General features: G+C 48.5%; 15 protein-coding genes, 1 tRNA gene and 3 pseudogenes. 4 read left to right on the forward strand and 15 right to left on the reverse strand.

Annotated elements, in window-relative coordinates:
• Nucleotides 1-2 precede the first annotated feature (2 nt).
• Nucleotides 3-788 (reverse strand): polysaccharide biosynthesis/export family protein, encoded by a 786-nt coding sequence (locus BSZ32_RS05360; protein ID WP_105042479.1) that lies wholly within the window; start codon nt 786-788, stop codon nt 3-5.
• Between the two features lie 339 nt (nt 789-1,127).
• Nucleotides 1,128-3,578: a transglycosylase domain-containing protein gene (locus BSZ32_RS05365; protein WP_105042480.1), complete on the reverse strand. Its 2,451-nt coding sequence runs from the start codon at nt 3,576-3,578 to the stop codon at nt 1,128-1,130.
• A 97-nt stretch (nt 3,579-3,675) separates the two neighbouring features.
• On the opposite strand from BSZ32_RS05365, the gene BSZ32_RS05370 reads away from it, so the two are divergent.
• From BSZ32_RS05370 to sppA, 3 genes are read left to right on the forward strand one after another with little or no spacing between them, the layout of a single operon-like run.
• Nucleotides 3,676-4,791 (forward strand): class I SAM-dependent methyltransferase, encoded by a 1,116-nt coding sequence (locus BSZ32_RS05370; protein ID WP_165788659.1) that lies wholly within the window; start codon nt 3,676-3,678, stop codon nt 4,789-4,791.
• A gap of 7 nt (nt 4,792-4,798) precedes the next feature.
• The gene (locus BSZ32_RS05375) at nt 4,799-5,809 is read left to right on the forward strand and encodes a S49 family peptidase (RefSeq protein WP_105042482.1); all 1,011 of its coding nucleotides are present in this window, start codon (nt 4,799-4,801) and stop codon (nt 5,807-5,809) included.
• Nucleotides 5,746-6,591, forward strand: a complete 846-nt coding sequence (gene sppA / locus BSZ32_RS05380) for a signal peptide peptidase SppA (protein ID WP_165788660.1) — start codon at nt 5,746-5,748, stop codon at nt 6,589-6,591. The genes BSZ32_RS05375 and sppA overlap by 64 nt, the downstream gene beginning before the upstream one ends.
• A gap of 26 nt (nt 6,592-6,617) precedes the next feature.
• Here the strand turns inward: sppA and BSZ32_RS05385 are convergent, their stop codons facing one another.
• The 6 genes and pseudogenes from BSZ32_RS05385 to BSZ32_RS05410 form a co-directional block, all read right to left on the reverse strand.
• Complete coding sequence (locus BSZ32_RS05385; RefSeq protein ID WP_105042484.1) at nt 6,618-7,424, reverse strand: SDR family oxidoreductase; 807 nt, start codon at nt 7,422-7,424, stop codon at nt 6,618-6,620.
• Between the two features lie 43 nt (nt 7,425-7,467).
• Nucleotides 7,468-8,751 (reverse strand): annotated as a pseudogene (locus tag BSZ32_RS05390) (TRAP transporter large permease).
• Nucleotides 8,742-9,233 (reverse strand): TRAP transporter small permease, encoded by a 492-nt coding sequence (locus BSZ32_RS05395; protein WP_165788661.1) that lies wholly within the window; start codon nt 9,231-9,233, stop codon nt 8,742-8,744. Before BSZ32_RS05395 ends, BSZ32_RS05390 begins: the two are co-directional and overlap by 10 nt.
• Before the next feature lie 4 nt (nt 9,234-9,237).
• Nucleotides 9,238-9,525: pseudogene (locus tag BSZ32_RS05400) on the reverse strand (TRAP transporter substrate-binding protein); the annotation flags it as partial.
• A gap of 171 nt (nt 9,526-9,696) precedes the next feature.
• Nucleotides 9,697-10,290, reverse strand: a complete 594-nt coding sequence (gene eda / locus BSZ32_RS05405; RefSeq protein WP_105042487.1) for a bifunctional 4-hydroxy-2-oxoglutarate aldolase/2-dehydro-3-deoxy-phosphogluconate aldolase — start codon at nt 10,288-10,290, stop codon at nt 9,697-9,699.
• Nucleotides 10,291-10,303: 13 nt separating this feature from the next.
• A complete protein-coding gene (locus BSZ32_RS05410; RefSeq protein WP_165788662.1) occupies nt 10,304-12,520 on the reverse strand; it encodes a glycoside hydrolase family 88 protein in 2,217 nt (738 codons plus the stop codon).
• 93 nt (nt 12,521-12,613) lie between these two features.
• Here BSZ32_RS05410 and BSZ32_RS05415 point away from each other — a divergent pair, with 93 nt between their 5' ends.
• A complete protein-coding gene (locus BSZ32_RS05415; RefSeq protein WP_105042489.1) occupies nt 12,614-13,372 on the forward strand; it encodes a helix-turn-helix domain-containing protein in 759 nt (252 codons plus the stop codon).
• 61 nt (nt 13,373-13,433) lie between these two features.
• On the opposite strand, the gene BSZ32_RS05420 is transcribed toward BSZ32_RS05415, so the two are convergent.
• The 7 genes and pseudogenes from BSZ32_RS05420 to rnr form a co-directional block, all read right to left on the reverse strand.
• Nucleotides 13,434-13,515, reverse strand: a tRNA-Leu gene (locus BSZ32_RS05420).
• A 115-nt stretch (nt 13,516-13,630) separates the two neighbouring features.
• Nucleotides 13,631-13,948 carry a thioredoxin gene (trxA, locus tag BSZ32_RS05425; RefSeq protein WP_105042490.1) on the reverse strand — a complete coding sequence of 106 codons (318 nt, stop codon included), beginning with the start codon at nt 13,946-13,948 and terminating at the stop codon, nt 13,631-13,633.
• Nucleotides 13,949-14,169: 221 nt separating this feature from the next.
• Nucleotides 14,170-15,006, reverse strand: a complete 837-nt coding sequence (locus tag BSZ32_RS05430; RefSeq protein WP_105042491.1) for a hypothetical protein — start codon at nt 15,004-15,006, stop codon at nt 14,170-14,172.
• A 180-nt stretch (nt 15,007-15,186) separates the two neighbouring features.
• Nucleotides 15,187-16,260: a glucose-6-phosphate dehydrogenase assembly protein OpcA gene (locus tag BSZ32_RS05435; protein WP_105042492.1), complete on the reverse strand. Its 1,074-nt coding sequence runs from the start codon at nt 16,258-16,260 to the stop codon at nt 15,187-15,189.
• 12 nt (nt 16,261-16,272) lie between these two features.
• A pseudogene (zwf, locus tag BSZ32_RS05440) lies at nt 16,273-17,804 on the reverse strand (glucose-6-phosphate dehydrogenase).
• Nucleotides 17,805-17,942: 138 nt separating this feature from the next.
• Nucleotides 17,943-18,347, reverse strand: a complete 405-nt coding sequence (locus BSZ32_RS05445; protein WP_129589607.1) for a hypothetical protein — start codon at nt 18,345-18,347, stop codon at nt 17,943-17,945.
• A gap of 13 nt (nt 18,348-18,360) precedes the next feature.
• Entirely contained in the window at nt 18,361-20,604 is a 2,244-nt protein-coding gene (gene rnr, locus BSZ32_RS05450; RefSeq protein ID WP_165788663.1) for a ribonuclease R, read from the reverse strand.
• Between the last annotated feature and the right edge of the window lie 31 nt (nt 20,605-20,635).

Consider the following 20,635-nt stretch of genomic DNA (forward strand, 5'->3'; position numbering starts at 1 on the left):
AGTTATTTTGTTTTCGTAACGATCCAGTCAGCAGCAATCACTTCATCAATGATCACAAGTCTTGGGTCACTCACATTCTTAGGATAGTGAATTTTAAGTGTCACTTTCATCGCTCCGAATCGATTTCCAATCGGCAATAGCTGGTTAATCGAATAATCATTCCGACGCACGTAACCAATCAAGGTTTTTTCTGATTTGGGATAGCTCAGCTTAAACGACTGCCACTCTTTAGAGTTAAACCCTTGGTTATAGTATTCGTTTCTCTCACGAATGGCACGCACTAGGCTTGGTTGTTTTGGCTGCAGCTTAGGTAACTCATCCCATGATATATCACAGTAACCTACATAGGACTCCCAATCGACTACCCAATTTTCACTGGAATTTTGCGACACCACACCAGCCCTGCTAACCCCATCATCTAACAACGCTCTAAATGGATAGAATCCTGTTTTATTCGAGAACCCCTTAACTTCGAAAACGTTCACTGGGCCACTCACAGAAACTTCCCCACTTTTATAGTAGTTAGCCAATTTCGTCTGAAGATCTGGGACATCTCGGAGCCACTGCGTGACTTCGCTAAGAGTCTTCGCCTGAGAAAGCTGAGTCAAAAGTTCTTTCACTTCAGCTGCAGTCGGAGCAACTACAGCTTTAGAGGTTTGGACACGATTCTCCACCCTAGCAACCTCTACAGGATGGACCTGTTCAACTGGTCCCAAATCTGTAAAGAATAGCAATACGATGAGGCTCACCAAAAGACCACTCCCAACAGCGAATGCGGGCAATAGCATAGCCCACGGAAGATATCTAGTTTGAGCTGCTAATACCTCTATCGGCAAGTCGTCCCTCCAATTCTCGGAAGAAAAATTTTGGGGTGGTATATAAAAGTCAATTGTCTGAACAATGGGACCTTCAGAGCTCATAGACGGATCAATGCTTGGGATTCGAATGCTTGAACGACAACCTGGGCACGCGACGTCTGCCCCTAACATCTCGGTACTTGCCGAGACCAATAGGCGGCAACGAGGGCAAATAAATCCCTTTATCGCATTTCCTTCTACCATAGCCACGCGCAAGACTAACGAGAGACTCCCAATAGGCAAGCCACCAATATTGAAAATGATGCTGTATCAATCGACAATGATTAGCACCTTACCAGGACGTTTCATGTGAATAGCTGAAACATCATCTTGGTCGGTCAAAACATCTGGATTTACGGCCTCTAGCCCCCTAGATGTGGCAGAAATAGTGAGATCCTTTGGGACAAATGCAGGTTGCGATGAATTGTAAGGATCATCCCCTAACAAGGTCGGAGCAACCGGTTGCACTGGTTGAATATCCTTATAGTTCCTTGGTCCTCCGATTTTTGTAATTATAAACGCGCTCGCATCAGAACCTCTGGAGCCACTGCCATGCTTATCACAGTAACTCAATGGCCGATTTTTCACGTAATAGAATTCATTTGCGACAGTACTCACAGTCTCCATTTTTCCAGTCTTGAGATTCCGTTCGTATTCCTCGCATTCGAGAGTGACCCGTAGACCCGAGGTCTTACAAATTTTCATCACCTCAATGTCAGCGGGTCGGGCAATCGGTCCTGGCTTATACTTATCCTGATAGATTTTCATCGCATCAGCCCAAACTGGCATCACCGTGTCGACACTGAACGCGCCTGGATAAATTTCCTTACGCGAGCCATCCCAGAAACCAGCCCAAACGGCACAACTCACCTTACTGTTATAACCGACGAACCAATTGTCGGCAAAGTCGCTCGTCGTCCCCGTCTTTCCACCACCAGTGAATCCTTTCATGCCTGCAGCATCATAACCACGTTTACCACTGCCTTCTTTGAGCGCAGACTCCAACATCGAATGCGTCAGGTAAGCTGTCGCGGGATGTAAAATAGGAGTCTGTTTAGTGCGCCTTTCATTTCCACCGTTTGAATACACTACAGTCCCGTCTCCCCGCTCAATACGCGTCACCCACACCATACTCGATGGTGTAGAGCCATTACTGGCAAATGCGGCATAAGCTCGCACCAATTCGGAGAGAGAGACTGACTCAGTCCCCATCAACTCACGTGGTAATTCCTTGGTCGTTGGGATTGCAAATCCAAAGCGCTTGGCTATCACGCGTACCTTATCTAATCCGACTTTACGGCCTAAGCGGACAGTCGCCGCAATTTTTGAATTTGCTAGAGCGTGGCGTAAAAGCACCTCACCCTCATAGCGAGGCTCATACACCTCACTTCCCCACTCCCCTAGAATTCCCTCCACTCCGTCAATCATCACTTGCCGGTTATCCATGGCTTCATCGATTAGCCTTGAAGAAAGTGTCTCGCCAGCTTCTAGAGCAGCCGCATAGATGAATGGAAAAAAGGCGGTTCCCAAAGGCTTTCTACCCGCCTCGATAAAGTCATACTGCGAGTGAGAGAAATCCCGTCCGCCAACATAGGCAATGACCTCTCCAGTGCTGTTATCAATCATCAAAGCAGCACCTTGCAAGTATTTCGGCCGGCTAGTGGCGGTACGCTTATACTCCGCATAAAGTGGGTGCTTATAGTTTTCTTGCGTCTCAGCGAGGGCTAACTGCTTCTTCAACCTCTTTTCCAAGGCCCGCTGGACATCCCGATCAATCGAAGTAAAGATACGTAAATCCCCCTTTGCTAAGGCATCCACTGAGACATGATTTTTCACAGTTGCCGCAATACGGTCATAGATGTGGGTGGTATTGCGCTGAATTGGATTGGGATTCGTCACCACCGGTAAGGCCTGAAGTCGATTTCGCTCAAATGAGGTAATCCTCCCCTCCAGCGCCATACGATTGAGCACGTGATCACGAGCCTTCTTGTTGTTTTTCTTACTTCTGAGTGGCGAGAAAATAGAGGGGTTCTTTATACAGCCCACTAGAGATGCGCATTCCTGAGTATCCAGGTCTTTTGGCTCCTTACCGAAATAGCCTAAAGAGGCGGACCTCACACCAAAATAGCCACTACCGAAAGCCACGCGGTTGAGGTAGAACTCGAGGATTTTCTGCTTGGTATAATGCTTCTCAATTCTCTGGGCCAAGTAGATTTCGACCAATTTTCTCTCATAATTACTCTCCTCTCGTTCCAGAGCCTCGCCTTTAAGGTCATAGGCATTCCGAGCCAGCTGCATGGTGAGACTACTCGCTCCCGAATCTTCATCACCGGATTTAAAATTCAAATACGCCGCGCGACCGATACCAATAAAGTCGACCCCATTGTGATCAAAAAAGCGCTTATCCTCGCCAGAAACCAAGGCGTCTATCATTTTCTGAGGGATCTCTTCGATCGGAATAGGGCTCCGATTCTCTACAAATAGACGTCCAATCTCACGTTCTTCACGATCATAGATCAAACTTGGAAGCTCAATCACATTCACTAAAGCCATATCATACTCATTGGCTCGCTCTCTATACGACTCAGAGACAATGCGATAGCCAATCAAAGCCCCCACCACTCCAAGTATACCGACAAAGACTAATGTAAGAAACCACACCCTTAGGAAGATTGCCTTCTTGCGGACTTTTCTACGTGAGTTAAACTTCTTACGAATCATGATGAGGAACAATACGCCAGCCGCTTTGGAAACTGACTCTCAAGACACTTACCCTGTTGACGAGAATACTGCAACCCCCAGATGCTTAGTTTCTCACTTGAAAACGAAAATTTCCACCACTGGACCACTGCCCTTCGACAAATGGATGAGCGATTGCCTCTATCACCCACAATGGGGATACTACAGTAAAGGCGATGCGCGAGTTGGCAGAAGTGGAGACTTTTTTACTTCGGTCAGTGTCGGTAAATGCTTTGGAATGCTACTTTGCTACCGCCTTGCCGACTACGCTAGAGTCAACCACATCGAAGGGCAATTCGACCTCATCGAGCTCGGCGCTAACACCGGTCAGCTAGCCTGCGACATCCTAGACTCGCTTCGCTCCGACTTCCCTCATCTATACAAAAAAGTCCGCTACACCATCTGCGAGCCACTCGCGAGCATGCAAAAAGTACAGGTATCCACTCTAAAAGAGCACAGCGCAATTGTGGAATTTCACGCAACTCTCAGCGGCATCAAACAGGCTAAAAAGCATGGAATCCTGCTCAGCAACGAACTCATCGATGCCTTCCCAGTCAAACTCATCACAAAAAAGGACGGCCAGTGGCGTGAGCTGCACGTAGTCAATCATAATGACGACTTCACCTCCATCACAGAAGCTATTCACTCGCCTCAGCTTTTAGAGTCTTGCAACAACCTGCCGCCACTCCCCGATGGCTACACCACCGAATACCGACCTGGGCTCGAAGCATACGCCAAAGTATGCGCCTCAGTTCTCGAACATGGCATGGTGCTAACCATCGATTACGGCCACATTCGCAGCGACTACTACGCCGAGAGAAGAACCACTGGCACACTCAGAACATTTTATAATCAGACCGCCGATGAAACTCCATTGGTGAACGCCGGTGAGCAAGACATCACCGCGCATGTCGACTTCACTCAGCTAGCGCTAGCCTATCAGTCAGCTGGATTCGAACCTCAGTATTTCGACAGTCAGTCACGCTTTCTTATCCAGATTGCCAAACCATGGTTCAAGGCTATCGAGAATAAGCAACAAGCACCGCCAGCTAAGTTGATACGTCAATTCCAAACTCTCACTCACCCCGGCATGATGGGCAACCAATTCTCCATCCTCGAATGCTCGCTAAACCACGCTCCCGATAAAGCAGTCCTCGCTAAACTAGAACTACCAGAGGCCCTCACCAGAAAATAAAACGCATATGAAACTCCGTCTCACCCACTTCCTCACCACCAGTATTGGAGCTGCGATAATCAGCGCTACCACGCTCAACTCCGCCCCTACAGTTGCCATCTACGACATTGAAAACCCCGTCAGCGAAACAGGCATCAGCTCCGATAGTTTATCTGGTCTGCTCAGCATAGGTAACCCATCACGCCCCCTCACCCATTTCGACATCATCCAGAGTTTGCAGAGCGCCGCCAGTGATACTGAGGTCAAGGCCGTTGTGCTCGATGTCGACTCATCAGGCTTGTCGCTCGCTCAGATTCAGGAAATCCGCGACCATCTACTCAGCATCCGCTCGGCAGGTAAAGACGTCTGGCTCTACACCGAATACCTCTCTACCACCACAGCTCTACTAGGCAGCGCAGCTAACCACATGACACTGATGCCAGCAGGCAACGTCATGCTCACTGGGCTCTACGGAGAAAACATGTACTTCAAAAAACTGCTCGATAAGGTGGGAGTTAAAGTCGAAGTCATCCACATTGGCGACTTCAAGTCCGCCGGTGAAACATTCTACCGTGATTGCCCGAGCGAATACGCCGCCAAGCAGCAAGCCGCTTTGCTCGACTCATTGTTCGAACAAATCACCAGCCAGATCGCTGAAGGGCGCGGTATTTCCTCTGAGAAAATGAAGGCTATCATCGATCGCGGCCTCATCACCCCACAGCAGGCACTCGAATTCAAATTAGTCGACCACCTCGACTACCGAACAGACTTCATCGCTAAAATTCGCGGCCACTACGCCGAGGAGACGAAGTTCGACCGCTCATACCAACTCCCCGACCTAAACGGCCCTGAGATCAATGGTATTTTCGACCTCGTCAAGGTCATGCTCAACTCTGGTGGTGAAGACAAATTTAACTCCCCCTACATAGCCGTCATCCCGCTGGAAGGCACCATCACCGACGCTCTATCGCCCCTGTGCGGCTGGAAATCCTCAAGGCAGCCCGCAACAAGAACTGTAAAGCTCTCGTGCTGCGTGTGAACTCACCAGGTGGATCCGCCCTCGCCAGCGATGTGCTATGGGAAGCCACTGATGAATTCAAAGCCACTGACCGTCCCTTCGTCGTATCCATGGGGGCTGTCGCTGCCAGTGGCGGCTACTACGTCGCAGCAGGTGCCGACCACATTTTCGCCGAACCCGGTACGATTACTGGCTCTATTGGTGTAGTCGGTATGAAGTTTATCATCGGTAACGCCCTCGAAAAACTCGGCATCGATGTGCACGCCACCAAACGTGGCAAGCACGCCGACCTCATGAATACCACCCGAGGCTACACCCCCGAAGAAGCCAAAATCATTCGCGACTCAATGCTCGACGTCTATGCGACCTTTAAACAACGCATCATCGATGGACGTGGTGACCGACTCAAAGGCTCACTCGAAAAACTCGCTGGCGGTCGCGTCTACTCAGGTAAAGACGCCCTCACCATCGGTCTAATAGACGAGCTAGGCGGGCTCAACCAAGCGATCGATCACGCGATTATCCAAGCCAAGCTTGACGAGGTCAAAGTCCACCTTCTACCTGAGCCAAAAAGCGCAATCGAAGGCATGTTCACCCAACCACAGCAAGATAAGCACGAGTTCATCCAGGCCTCCCAGCCTCAGACTCCTGTATTGCAGTTGCGCCAGGAATTGCTCAATAGCCAGACCCTCGGTCTGCTCGGCAGCCACAAGCTCCAACAGATAGACAGCTTCCTCAATCAGCTAGAAGCCTTCCAAAACCAGCGCGTGCTACTCATCGCCCCCAGTATCAACGTCAAATAAACGACCTAACAGCTATTTTCAGCAACCTATCTCCCCATCCATCCGCCATCGACGACTAGGATCTCACCGCTCACATAGCTTGCCGCATCAGATGCTAAGAAGACAGTAGGCCCGACGAAGTCTTCAGGGCTCCCCCATCGCCCAACTGGAATACGCGAGAGAATTTGCTCAGCGCGGTTTGGGTCATTTCTGAGAGCTTCGGTATTGTCGGTCGCGATGTATCCTGGAGCGATGGCATTGACGTTGATCCCTTTACTTGCCCATTCGTTAGCAAGAGCTTTGGTCAACTGGCCAATCGCACCTTTAGACGCTGCATACCCGGGGACTGTCATCCCACCTTGGAATGTGAGTAATGATGCCGTGAAAATGATTTTCCCACTACCTCGCTCTATCATCTTTGCGCCAATTTCACGGCTGAGGATAAATTGAGCATTTAGATTCACCTCGATCACTTTGTCCCAGTACTCATCTGAATGTTGGGCCGCTGGATCACGGAGGATTGTCCCTGCGTTATTCACAAGAATATCGGGGGCTCCATTCTCTGAAAGCATCTTTGCTGAAAATGCCTTGAGCGACTCTCTGTCTGAGAAGTCGCACTGGTAAGCTGTAAATTTGCGACCGAGTGCCATCACAGCTTTTTCTATTGCAGAACCAGACAACTCCAGTCTGGCTGAGACACCAATGATGTCTGCACCTGCTGCGGCCAGGCCTTTTGCCATTGCCATTGCCATTGCCATTGCCATTGCCATTGCCATTGCCATTGCCATACCTATGCCACGCTTACAGCCAGTCACTAAGGCTACTTTTCCAGTTAGATCGAAGAGATTCATCATAATTTTTTATCGAGTTAAATTTTCTATTTGCAGGTCTCCCCTGCTATTTGAGTAAATTTGGCAACCAAGTTGACAGCACTGGGATGTAAGTGATCGCCATGAGCACAATGATCATCGCTCCATAAAACGGCAGCATCTGACGAGACACCCCTGCTATCCTAGCCTTGCCAACACTACAGCCGACAAACAAACAAGTGCCGACAGGCGGCGTGCATAGGCCAATGCTCAGGTTGGCAATAAGTAGAATACCAAAGTGGATAGGGTCTAGTCCCAGACCTATCGCCACTGGTAAGAAAATAGGGGTGAAGATCAAAATCGCTGGAGTGATATCCATGAAAGTTCCCACTAACAGGAGCACCACATTGATGATCAATAATATCAATATCGGATTTTAGGTTAGCCCTAACAGAGCTGCACTCACCATTTGAGGAACTTGCTCAGAGGTTAGCAAGCGACTCATCGCCGAGCTCGTTGCAACAAGAAATAAAACCACTCCAGTCGTCCGGGCAGATCGAGCAACCAAAGCCGGCAACTCCTTCAATGGTAAATCACGATAGATCACACATGTGAGCAACAATGACCAAACCACAGCAACCGCCGAAGCCTCAGTCGGCGTGAACCAACCAGAAAAAATACCGCCGAGCACAAAGATAATCAGCAATAAAGAAGGTAGAGCAACGAAAAAAGAAGATCTAAACTTAGGCAACTCACCCTCTACGGTCTGACCATATCCACGCCTCTTACAGACCAGAAGACAAACACCCATCAAGACGACACCGAGTAAAAGCCCAGGTATGATTCCCGCCAAAAACAGAGATGAAACTGAGACTCCTGATGCCACCACAGCATAGACAATCATCACATTGCTCGGTGGGATAAGTAAGCCTGTGATAGATCCTGCGATGGTGACTGCCACGTTGAAGTCTTTATCGTACCCCTTAGCATTCATCTCAGGGATGAGAGTGTTTCCTATCGATGAAACGGCGGCAGCAGCTGAACCGGAAATGGATCCGAACAACATGCAGGTCAGTGTATTGATCAGCGACAACCCGCCAGGGAGGCGTCCTACGATTGCAGACGCAAAATGAATCAGACGCTTCGCTAAACCACCTGACCCCATGAGGTCGCCAACGAGTATAAAGAAGGGTATCGCTAGCAGTGAAAATGAACTCACGCCATTGAGCATATCACTAGCAACATTTTCGAACACGTTGATCTCACCCAGAGAGATAGCAGCTAACAGGGTAGCGATGCCTACGGAAAAGGCGATGGGAACTTCTAGTAAGAGAAGGCAAACGAAAGTAACAATGAGAATAGCTAGAAACATGACTTAGGACTCTTCTTCCCCTGTTGAGCTGGACTTAGCGCCAGCAGGTGAGCCACGGCCGTGAGCGAAATCATCCCACCAGCTAATGGCAAACTCAGGTAGAACCAAGCTTTTGAAATGTTTAAGGCAGGGATGGTCTGCCCCATATCGGCCCTACCCTGTACCAGCGCCCCACCACCATAAAGCATCACGCCTAAGGAGAAGAGCAGCACGATAACATGCCCTACACGGGTAGATGCTAGACGCGTCTCAGGGGCAAATCTCTCGGAAAGTATATCGAGTCCAAGGTGGCTTTTCTCAGCATAAGCAAGCGCCCCGCAAAACATAACAATCCATCCCAACAAAAACGTAGATAGCCCGGATGCCCAGACTGCGCCTAGCTTTAACTTGGTATCTATAATCACAATGATCACGACAAGCAACAACACTCCTAGACAAAGGGCGCAAACAATCCTCAATATTTTTGTGATCTTACTAAGCATCGAATTACTTATGGTTTGCGATGGATCGCTTAATTGCTTCCACCTCTTGGCTTGCATCACCTTTAGCCGAACCAACTGCCACGTCTCGGAAAAGTTGAGCATCCCAACGGTGGATAGTAACCCCCTCTTTCACCATCACCTCCACGGCTTCATCAGATCGCTGCTGCCACAAACGTCTCTGAAAGGCACTTGATTCACGGGCGGCTGTGAGCACCCATTTTTGCTCTTGCTCGCTTAGGCGCTGCCACAGGGATGATGAAATCGAAAGTACATCGGGAATGCGCGAATGATGGTCAAAGGTGAAATTTTACACACCTCATAATGTTGCTGAGCAACGAAGGTCGGTGGATTATTCTCAGCCACCTTCGCTGGAGGTGAACTCGGAAGCTAACCTTAGCGGTTTATCCGCTGGGAAAAACCTCAGCATTATCTCTCCTAAACTTAAAAACATAAGAAGTGGGTTTTATTTTGTGAGCTCTGAAGCCGCTCTCACTAGCTCGCCAATCTCCTCAAAATCACCAGCAGCTAGCTCTGAGGCCGGTATCATCCAGGAACCACCGCAAGCCACCACATTTGGCAAATCCAGATAGCCCGAAATATTGCTAGGACTGATACCACCAGTAGGCATCACAGCCACATCAGGGTACACACTGCCGATTGCTTTGAGCAACCTCACGCCACCCAGCGCTTCAGCTGGGAAAAACTTCACCAGATCTAAACCCAGTGAAATAGCTCGCGCCATTTCCGAAGGTGTCGCGATGCCTGGTATAATTGGCACATTCACTGACTGAGCGTAGCGGATCACATCCTCATGTAAGCCTGGGCTCACTAGGAAGCAGGCTCCTGCATCCACCGCTGCTGTTGCCTGATCGACAGTGAGCACAGTTCCTGCACCCACCTGTAAGCCGGGTACCTCGCACATTCTGCGAATGGAACTGAGCGCTGCGGGCGTACGCAAAGTGACCTCAGCCACCGGCATGCCATTCTCCACTAAGCAACGCACCAAAGGAAGAGCGCTCGCTTCATCAGTAATTACATCACTGGGACAATCTTTGATTTAAATTTAAGCATCATTTCACGGCGATTGGATTAGTCACGATATGACTTAGCTCATAGAGTGAATTATCAAAGGATTTTTTCTCGACCGACTCAGCCTTGCTCCAAATAGCTCCAGCATGATAGCCCACAGGCTTATTCAGGTTAGTTGAAAGTACTTTAAGAATATGATTTTTATTAGTCTTATAATTCAGCGGGGCTCCCTTTTGGCTCAAGATGAAAGTGCCAATGTGGCCATTCCCACCATCGGACATTACAGGATCCCAATACCCGAGGAATGAGCCACTGAATGCTGCAGGTTTGGACTTCGGTTTTCGCACAGCCAATCCAGCTACTGGCCGAATCCCCTTGGAATCACCTTCCACCGAGAATCTAGATGACACGTGAAATGCATGAGATCCTGCATTCATAGTGATGGTGCGTTTCTCTGTAATTTTAGCCTCCCCAATTTCGACCGCACCATACTTCAGCTCAAACTTCAATCGGACTGGGCCACTCTCAAGAACCTTATATGACTCGAACACTGGGCTCGTGAACAACTTCCCGCTAGCGTCAAGATAACCAAGACCACCGCAACCTAGGCCGCTTCCTACCTTGTAACCATCAAGTCCAGTACCATTATCTGAATGGTAGTCATCATTTTTATACCAAGTATTTACCACAGGAGTCCGTACCGACTTAGTCCAAACATCTACTCCGCCACGGGCATTTTCCGCAGCGAGTGCTGGACCATAAACACGAAAGGCAACTCGGTCGTTCTCCCACGCAAAATCATCCTTACGCTCAGGGACAAACCTCGCTGTGAGTTGATTCTCTCCATAGCTTGGCCTATTCTCACCAAAGGCTAACAGCTGAAACTTACGTTTTTCATTAGGAGTGAAGTCAGAGCTAAAGAGCAATGCATCTGGCTTACCGTCGCGGTCTTCATCAACCACCTGAACGGGAAGGAAATGCCCTCGAACAGTATCACGAACACCAATATTAGTCACGTTTGCCATCGGTAGTTTATTGCTAACTACATCCCATGAAACGGTAACAACCTCATTGAGACGCACTCGACTGCTAGCGTTCGTAGCTGAGATCGAAGCCTGCTGAGATCCTTGCAGAATCAGATAAGTGCGTAACTCACAGCCTAGTTGCAGGAATCCACCTACTCCGTAGACTGCAGTCATATCGAAATTTACCTTCTTTGGGTTCTCACCGATCGGCTGGACGTAGCCCAGTTTGCCATCGCCGTGGACATTCTTAACCAAACGTCTCCAAGCCCTCATTACTGACGGCTGGTACTCTTCCTCGGACAGAATGCCATTATTGACCCCCCACATGAAGCCGTAAGCGAAAAATGCTGTGCCTGATGACTCTGGAGCCGTGTAGCTATCTGGGTCGAGCAATGAAGCACGCCATGATCCATCAGCTAGCTGCAGACTCTTTAGCTTGGCAGCCATTTCTTTGAACAAAGCGACATACTTAGGACGACTAGGGTAATCATCCGGCATGTGCTGCATCACATGACAAAGTCCTGCAAAAACCCAACCATTGCCGCGTGACCAATACATGTTTGCCCCATTGTCCTCCTTGGATTTGAAGTATCTAGAATCGCGGAAGAACAGGTCTTCCTCTGTGTTGTAGAGGTAGTCGGTGGTTTTCCACCACAATCCATCCATCGCATCGAGGAAGCGATCTTCACCAGTTGCAGAGTAGAGGGCTGCCAGAGTCGGTGGGGACATATAAAGTGCGTCACACCACGCCCATTCACGCATGGAAATTTGATTCACCCAAAGTAAATCCTCATCATGAGGACGATTTACATAGTCAGACATCACATCATAAGTAGCGGTAAGTTGCTGAGACTTTTCATCACGAAGGTAGTTCCAAAGATGCAACTGACCAACACAATGGTCATCTCCAAACCCCTTACGCGGCCCCAACTTGAACTCTATACCAGCTGAGATATTTTTGAGGTAATCCTCATATTTTTTATCTCCAGTGATATCCGCGTGAGCAGTTAGCCCTGTCCATAAAGCAGCCTCGGTCCAATCCCAATCTGGCTGTTTATAAGGATTCGCTATTTGCCAGTCTGCCACAGCACGTGTCACTTTATCAATACTAGCAAGATCCTGAGTTGGTGAAAACGCATCTGACTCCTGGATGACTTTAATCACGGCCAGATCGGATGCTTGTAGGCCTACGCAGAACTGAACAACAGCCAGAGCTATATAAGGTAGTTTCATGAACAAACTATACACTGCCACATCTACAAAAAAATAGGAATTCCTTGCCAAACTCAGCTGAAATGTTCCCATAAATATGTAATTTTGTGACAGATGAAAAAGAATCCTGAAACTAGTTCACTCATACCGCCAGACCTAGGACCACTCAACTTCCTACTCGACACACATGATGATATTCGATTTGTAGTCAAAGACTTAGAGCATAAATACATCTATATCAATAACACTTGGATGGATAATTTCGGCTACAATGACGCCTCTAAAATTTTAGGAAAAACCGCATGGGACCTTTTCCCCAAATGGCGAGCCAAACGCTATATTGAGGAGGAGAAAAACGTCATGACTAGTCAACTCACTCAAGACTACGAGGAATTCCAGCTTAATAGTGAGGGAATCCCTGAAAGATGGAGGACAATCAAAGCCCCATGGGTCAAAAACGGCAAAGCCGTAGGATTCATCAATATAGGCATTAAGCTCAAAGCCCCAGACCAACTCGAGAAGCGAACAGACATCCTCCCTCCTATCGTCCAGGCTATTGCTAAACATGCATGCACAGATGTATCTCTCGACAATATGTCTGCAGATTTGGGATTTTCCAGACGCACCATGGATCGTCGATTCAAAGAACTCATGAGAGAAAGTCCTCAAAAGTTCCGCATGCGCTGCAGAATAGCTACAGCCAAGGCCCACTTACGCAAAGGTGTCAAAGTTGCAGATACGGCTCATCTATGCGGATTCAATGATCAAAGCCACTTCTCAAAAGCATTTAAATCTCACGAAGGGATCAGCCCTAAAAAGTTTCAGCAGATCGAAGAAACAAAATCTCCCATCTCGCAAAAAAACACAACTTAATTTGGCCACAAAAAAGCCGCTTTCCCTTATCCCGTAAGGTGAGCGGCTATTTTAGCAAAAATACCGGGAACAGGAATCGAACCTGCACGCCCTAAGGCACCTGAACCTAAATCAGGCGCGTCTACCAATTCCGCCATCCCGGCCTTTGCTGGGCGCAAGGTAACTAAAATTCTCGTTCGCGCAAACCAAATCTGTAAAAAAATAGCCTGACAGAAATCTGCCAGGCTATGGATGATATTCAAAATGCTGAGTCGTGACCTAGAGGGCGAGAAGCTTCTCTTTAAGTGACTCTTTGGTAACGTTTGCTCCAACGATTTGATCCTTCACTTCACCATCTTTGAAAAAGAGCAGGAATGGGATGGAACGTACACCATACTTAGCTGCGAGGGCCTGTGCATTGTCCACCTCTACCTTGCCAACAACGACGTCGTCACCAAGCTCTTCTGCTAGCGCATCGATTATAGGTGAGATCATCTTACAAGGACCACACCACTCAGCCCAAAAGTCTACGAGTACAGCTTTGCCGGAGTTAATTACTTCGGCTTCGAAATTTTCTTCAGTTAATACTAATGCCATGTTTGGATTATGCCTCACCCCCCATAAACGTCAATAGCCGCCAGCGCATTTTCTGCGATCTGGCGGCTAATAATAAGATGTCGAATTGCTAATAATGTCCTCAAGTCATTCACACCTGAGGGCTAACAATTACATGAACGAAACAGCAATTGAGATAATTGCTAGAATGATAAGTGAAACGGGTAGGGCCATATACTTTGCTTTCAGTTAGTAGTGAATAATTAATCCATTGAGGAGAAAATCGCACCGTAAGATTCGTTTTCATGCTCGTTCACCCAAATACCAGCACGCTGGAATTGAGAAAAAAGAAGGAATAGTGAAAGCAAGAATGCCGCCACAACTAAAATTGTCTGACCATTGCTTGCGCGATCAGCGGAAGACTCCCCATCGACTACTGTCTGAATGATTGGGGGTTGCTCACCTGGTGTTACCACACCTGGCTGTGTGAGTTGCTGAGTCTGCTGGAGCTGTACAGTTGCTTTAGGAAGTGGCCGGCTCGCATTGCCTAATGGCTGAGTTGCCAAAGGAATCGTTGCTGGGCCACCTAGAGAAGGACCAACATTCAATGACACGGTAGGAGCCGGAGCTGCAATTTTTAGAGCACCCATAGCTCCTCCACCGAGTGGAATCGTTGGCGCTGGAGCTGGCATTCTGGGAGCACCTCCACCGAGTGGAATCGTCGGTGCTGGGGCTGGCATTTTAGGCGCTGATGGTGGTGTTTTAGCTGGAGGCGTTGGAGTCTTCGGACCTACATCAGCCTTGAGCGTCACACGCATTGTTTCCTGTTTGAGAGGCACTGCTGAGGTTACGCCTGGGATATCAGGATTGTGCGAGCTTGGGGACTTTGTCGCATTCGGCGCCGTCCCTGGAGTCATTGACGTCGGCACTGAAGCCTTCGCCGCTGGTGCTGCTGGTTTAGCTCCAGCCGGAGTTGACTTAAGAGCCACTCGTACAGTTTCCTTGCGGAGCGGCACGGATGAAGTCTTGCGCATTTGCTGCCTTAGCAGAGGCTCAGTATCAAGCGGCCCTGTGTGATTATTTTTATTTTCTTCGCTCATCCTCTGATGGGTTTCGTTAGGTGATGTGTTTAAAACCAAGTGATGGGCGAACCATCATCGGTACTGTTTCATCTAGTTTAGACTGGCGATGCCCCCATCTGTCAAACCTGCAAAATAACTTTTTTACATTACCAAAGTAGTTTTACCAAATTTGAGGGACGTTCGCTCGATTAAGATCGTTTAGGTAGTGCCGTTTATCAAGTCGATAAAGACTGGGAAAATTTTGCGGAACAATGAGTTTTTACCGCCGCGGGACAGCTGATCGCGCACCAGCCCGACAACATCTTCACTATCTGCAGGTGCGGACTGCTCTGACACGTGGCCTTGAGCTTCCATATTTAGGTGTAAAACCTGATTCCCTTTGCTTCTAGAAATAGTGAATTGCACATCGCCAGCATCAATTTTGATCAAGCCAATCGCAGCACTATCGCTATCAGTTACCACTGAGGCCTCTACTGATCCACCATGACTGTGCTCAAAATGAAAGCTATCGGCTACTGACTCAGAGGCAATCAATTCAGACGCCTTGCGCCAGTCACACTGAGCAGCAAACCAAGCAAGCAACTGAAGTCCTGCGATTCTCCCTTCAGGTGAGGTCACCACCCTGACTTTTTGAATAGCTGGAATTGCCGTTAGAGCGATCGGATCATCGAAAAGCGCGGCAATCGCAAGTCGGGCATGGTAAGTACGCGTCCAAGAAAGATCCTGCACGACCAAGTTATACTCCTGCATGGCTGGAACAATTTTTTCAAATTGGGCAACAGGGTCTTGCCACTCCGAACTATCGATGACGAGCCGCTGGATTAAAGAATAGAGACGGTCATTGAAGCGTTCTGACAATTCACCTTGCCACCAGAAAACCAGAGGTAAGTCACTATTGAGGTGCGCAAAGACTGTGTTAGAAAGCCGTCCGCTGGCTCGACCTCCCAGATGAAAAGCAATTTGCTCACTACAAACACTTTTGTTTCCATTCATCAGATTACAGTGTGCCGTGATCCAAGCTCTCATTGAAACTTCGGATTCTTCACAGTCCACCCCGATAAGAATAGCTCGGCAAGCATGCTCACTTGTAATCTCACGCACAGTGTCGGAATTCTGAGAAAGCGCTGAAGCATCCTCAGAGTAGACCGCAAAATTGATCAAAGATGCATTTGTACTAGCCTCATCAGCCTCCCACAAGCGCTTAAGTTCGACCTCAATTTGGCCAATTTCTACTTCGCGCCCGAGTTGATTGCAATCGTTAGGAACTGTCATCTGATACTTAGGTTAAAGTCTTCTCCAGGAATTACCATCTTGTTCTAGCAAGTCGTCAGCAGCCTTTGGCCCCCAACTACCAGCCACAAAATCAGCCATCTCAGGAGCTTTCTCGCTCTCATGCCACGCTTTCTCAATGTGATCAATGAAGCGCCAAGCTTCCTCCACCTCATCGCGTCGAGCAAAGAGAGTGGCATCTCCAGCCATTGCGTCGAGCAAGAGACGTTCGTAGGCCTCTGGGCTACCTTTGCCAAAGCTTGTCGCATAGTGGAAATCCATTTTGACGGGCTCCATACGAAGGGTTGTACCTGGCAGTTTCGACACCATTCGAAGAGAAATTCCCTCGTCTGGCTGAATGCGAATAACCAAAACATTGCCGCCAGCCGCCGCTCCGGGAATGGCATTGAAGAGAACGTTTGGTGGTGCTTTAAAGTGCACGGAAATTTCAGTCGCCTTTTTAGGAAGCCGCTTACCCATACGGACATAAAATGGCACACCACTCCATCTCCAAGTATCAATATGCACCCTCAGAGCCACATACGCTTCCGTCATTGACTCAGGATCCACACGATCTTCCTCGCGGTAGCCGACTACTTGCTTAGCATCGACGTGACCTGCTGTGTACTGCGCACGCACGACATTTTCTTTGATCAACTCAGGAGTATCTAATTGGCGTAAAGACCTAAGGACTTTCACCTTTTCATCGCGCACACCGTCGGCGGAAAGATCGGTTGGCGGCTCCATTGCCACCAAACTGAGTAGTTGGAGTAAATGGTTCTGCACCATATCGCGCAGCGCACCTGCTTTATCGTAATAACCTCCGCGTCCACCTTCCATGCCAAGGTGCTCAGCACAAGTGATCTGCACTTGCTCGATATATTTATTGTTCCAGAGTGGTTCAAAAATGGCATTTGCGAAGCGCAGGACCATGATGTTTTGCGCGGTCTCTTTACCTAGGTAATGATCGATCCGGTAAGTATCCTCCTCAGCAAATGTGTTATTTACCACCTTATTGAGGTGCTTTGCCGTTGCGAGATCGGTTCCAAATGGCTTCTCAACAATCACGCGCGACCAACAATCACCCACAGAGTCACTCAGGCCTACAGCTTGAGATTCTCTAGGATAATATCAAAAAATTCTGGCGCGCTCGCGACATAAAACAAGCGATTGCCTGCGCCACCGCGCTCGCGGTCGATGGCATCCAACCGATCCGCCAGTCTTTGATAGCCATCGAGGTCAGTGAACTCACTTTGGTGGTATTGGATACTCTCTTGGTACTCACTCCATAATTCTGGATCGTGGCCACTCCTTGAGACTTGTTTATTCAACTCCTCCAAACCTTCACGGAAAACAGTATCGCTCTTTTCTCGTCGAGCGAAGCCAATAATTTTCACGCCGTGAGGTAATTCACCATCCACAGCTAAGTTATAAAGCGCTGGAACCAGCTTGCGGTGGGTCAAGTCTCCAGTAGCTCCAAATATCACTACCGTACACGACTCCGCACGGGAGCGTGAAACCAAATCTTCTCTGAAAGGATTACTCATTGCTGCTGGCAGCATCCCCTAGGAAACATCTCTCGCCAAGTCGTAATTCTGTCAGATCACCATTTATTTTACCCCTTTTATAGGTTGATCAGTCATACTCATTCAGCAGAGTTTACCATAAATCAGCAAATCCATAGCTTACTTCCCCTTCATCACCTTAGAAGCGGCTTCGATCACATTTCCGAGTTCAGCGAGCGGCTCAGAAAGCGCAATCAGCACCTCTGGCTGATTGCTCAACTTTTGCAGCAAAAATGCAGTTTCATCCTGAGTCGCTCGCACTTTTCTCTCGATGATGATTCGCTCCTCTAGCGTAAGGAATTCTTCGGATTCCACCTGCTGGACGATCAACGCGATAGCGTCTCGCATTTGGTGAATCTTCCCAACGGCAACATCAGCGCTCTCTTTATCCTTCACTTCTGTAATCACCGAGGGTAGTAGTTGCAGTTCAACAGTAAACTCATCGGCCAACTCTGGAGTCGTCTTCTTTGAAGAACACGCACACAGGAAGGTTAGCGAGATCAATAAAATAATCCGTCGTATCATCACCAATAGAACATTAAGCTTGCTCTTCTATTAGAACAAAATCGACCAGTTGCCGTTCCATATCTACTCGAGCAATCTGCACATCGACTCGCTGTCCTAGCTTGTAGTCCTTTTTCTCATTGTAATTGCGGAACGCCATCACGCCAGGTTCGAAGACCCATTTCCCTTCAGGCAAGGCTTCTTTTTTCACCACGCCTTTGACCTGCATGTCTGTAATTTCAACAAATAGCCCCATACGGCGCACATCTGTAATCAGTGCGTTAAATGTCCGCTTTCCTTCCTGCTGAGCGATATCAAACAGGTACTCCATCATCTTCATACGCTTGGTGGCGTTCTCAGCCTCGCCACTGTTGCGCTCAGTAGCTGAAATGTGTTGAGCCACCTCTTCCAGCTTTCCAGATTTTGGCAACCTTACTGGATTTGCTGGTGGATTCGTCAGGACATGTTGTAGAGCTCTATGCACCACTAGATCGGCATAACGTCGGATCGGGCTGGTAAAGTGACAATAATCCATTTTTGCCAGACCATAGTGACCCAGCCCCTCCACGCTGTACGCTGCGCGTTTGAGGCTCTTCAGCAGGCCGATCTTGATCGACTGCTCAACTGCCGAGCCTTTTGCTGATCTAAGCAAATCTTGAACGTGTTTTTTGTTGGTTAGATCACCTACTCTAAACCCGTGAATCCGTGCAATTTCGGCAAACTCATTGAGCCTGTCGGCATCTGGATCTTCGTGAATACGGTGCAAAGCATTACGGCGTTTCATCTTCAACTCCACGGCCACAGCCTCGTTCGCTGACAGCATGAACTCTTCAATCATCTGGTGACTTTCATTATACACCAATTTTCTGACCTCAATAGGCTTCTTCGTCTTTTCGTCTAAAATTACTTTGACTTCTGGGAAGTCGAGGTCGAGCGCTCCATTCTTGAATCGACGCTTACGCAATACTTCAGCCAAGGACCACGCTGTGCGTATGGCATCACCGATCTCACCACCACCGCTTCCTTTGATAAAGACCTGTGCATCTTCATAGGCGAGCTTAGCTTTACTATTGATGACTGCATCACAGAAATACGCACTCTTGCGCGTTCCATTTAGGTCAAATTCGATTACTGCACACTTAGTCAGTCGGTCCACATTTGGGCGCAGGCTACATATGTTATTAGAAAGTTTTTCCGGCAACATCGGCAAGACTCGGTCGACTAGGTAGGTAGAATTACCACGTAATTCAGCCTCTTTATCCAGAGCTGAGTGAGGCGTCACGTAATGAGACACATCAGCAATGTGCACAACGAGCTTCCAGCCTGTCTCCGTTTTCTCCACCAGCACGGCATCATCATGATCTTTCGCATCACCAGGGTCCACAGTCATCACCAAAGCATCACGCCAATCTTCCCGGCGCTCTAACTCTTTTCTTGGGATCTCCTCAGAAACCGCATCAGCTTCCTGCTGCACTTCTGGCTCGAAATCTACGCGCAAGTTGTGTTTGTGAATCACCGAAATTATGTCCACTCCTGGCGCGTCTGGAAAGCCGATCACCTTGATGACTTTACCCACTGGAGCCGCTTGCCGTGAGCTCCACTTGGTAATCTCCACCGCCACCAATTGGCCAGGCTTCGCTCCACCAGTGTCCAGTAAATCAACCTCCGGCGGCATAGCCTTGGCTTCAGGCACGACAAAGCAATACTTGCCCTCTTCTCGGTAAATGCCAATCACTGTGGTGTTTTTGTGCTCTAGGACTTTTAGCACTCTCCCAGCAGCTTCGTCTCTCAATTCTTTCTCAGGTCCCTTCTTCTCTTTGATCGGGCGACCTCTCTTATCAAATTTTGATTTGTGTCCTTTATCCGCAAATTGCTTCCATTTCGGCACTCCCACACGAGTCACCTTTAGGCTCACGTGATCGCCGTCCAGAGCGACACTGAGATCCCGACCATCCACGAAGATACGATCGTACTTTTTCAGATCCATCCCCGTCGATATATTAGCCTCATCAGTCAACACGGGGAAAAACCATCCATTACCATTCGGCTGAAAGCGCAATTTCCCTACCAGTACAATTTGAGCCCGCTCCCGCAACTTATAGCACCTTTTAGCTCCGATTTTCACTCGACCCTCTTTTTCAAGCTTAGTCAGCAAAACTCGAAACCCACGACGCTCAGAACCTTGAACTCCTAGACTGCGCGCAAGCTCGGCATTGTCCATTGGTTTATAATTTTTCCCACCCATTAGCTTGAGTAGATCGTCGCGAAGGTTGTTCATAGCCCCACAGTGTGCCATCTAACCACATCCC

Source organism: Rubritalea profundi (assembly GCF_002954445.1).
GTDB classification, from domain to species: domain Bacteria; phylum Verrucomicrobiota; class Verrucomicrobiia; order Verrucomicrobiales; family Akkermansiaceae; genus Rubritalea; species Rubritalea profundi.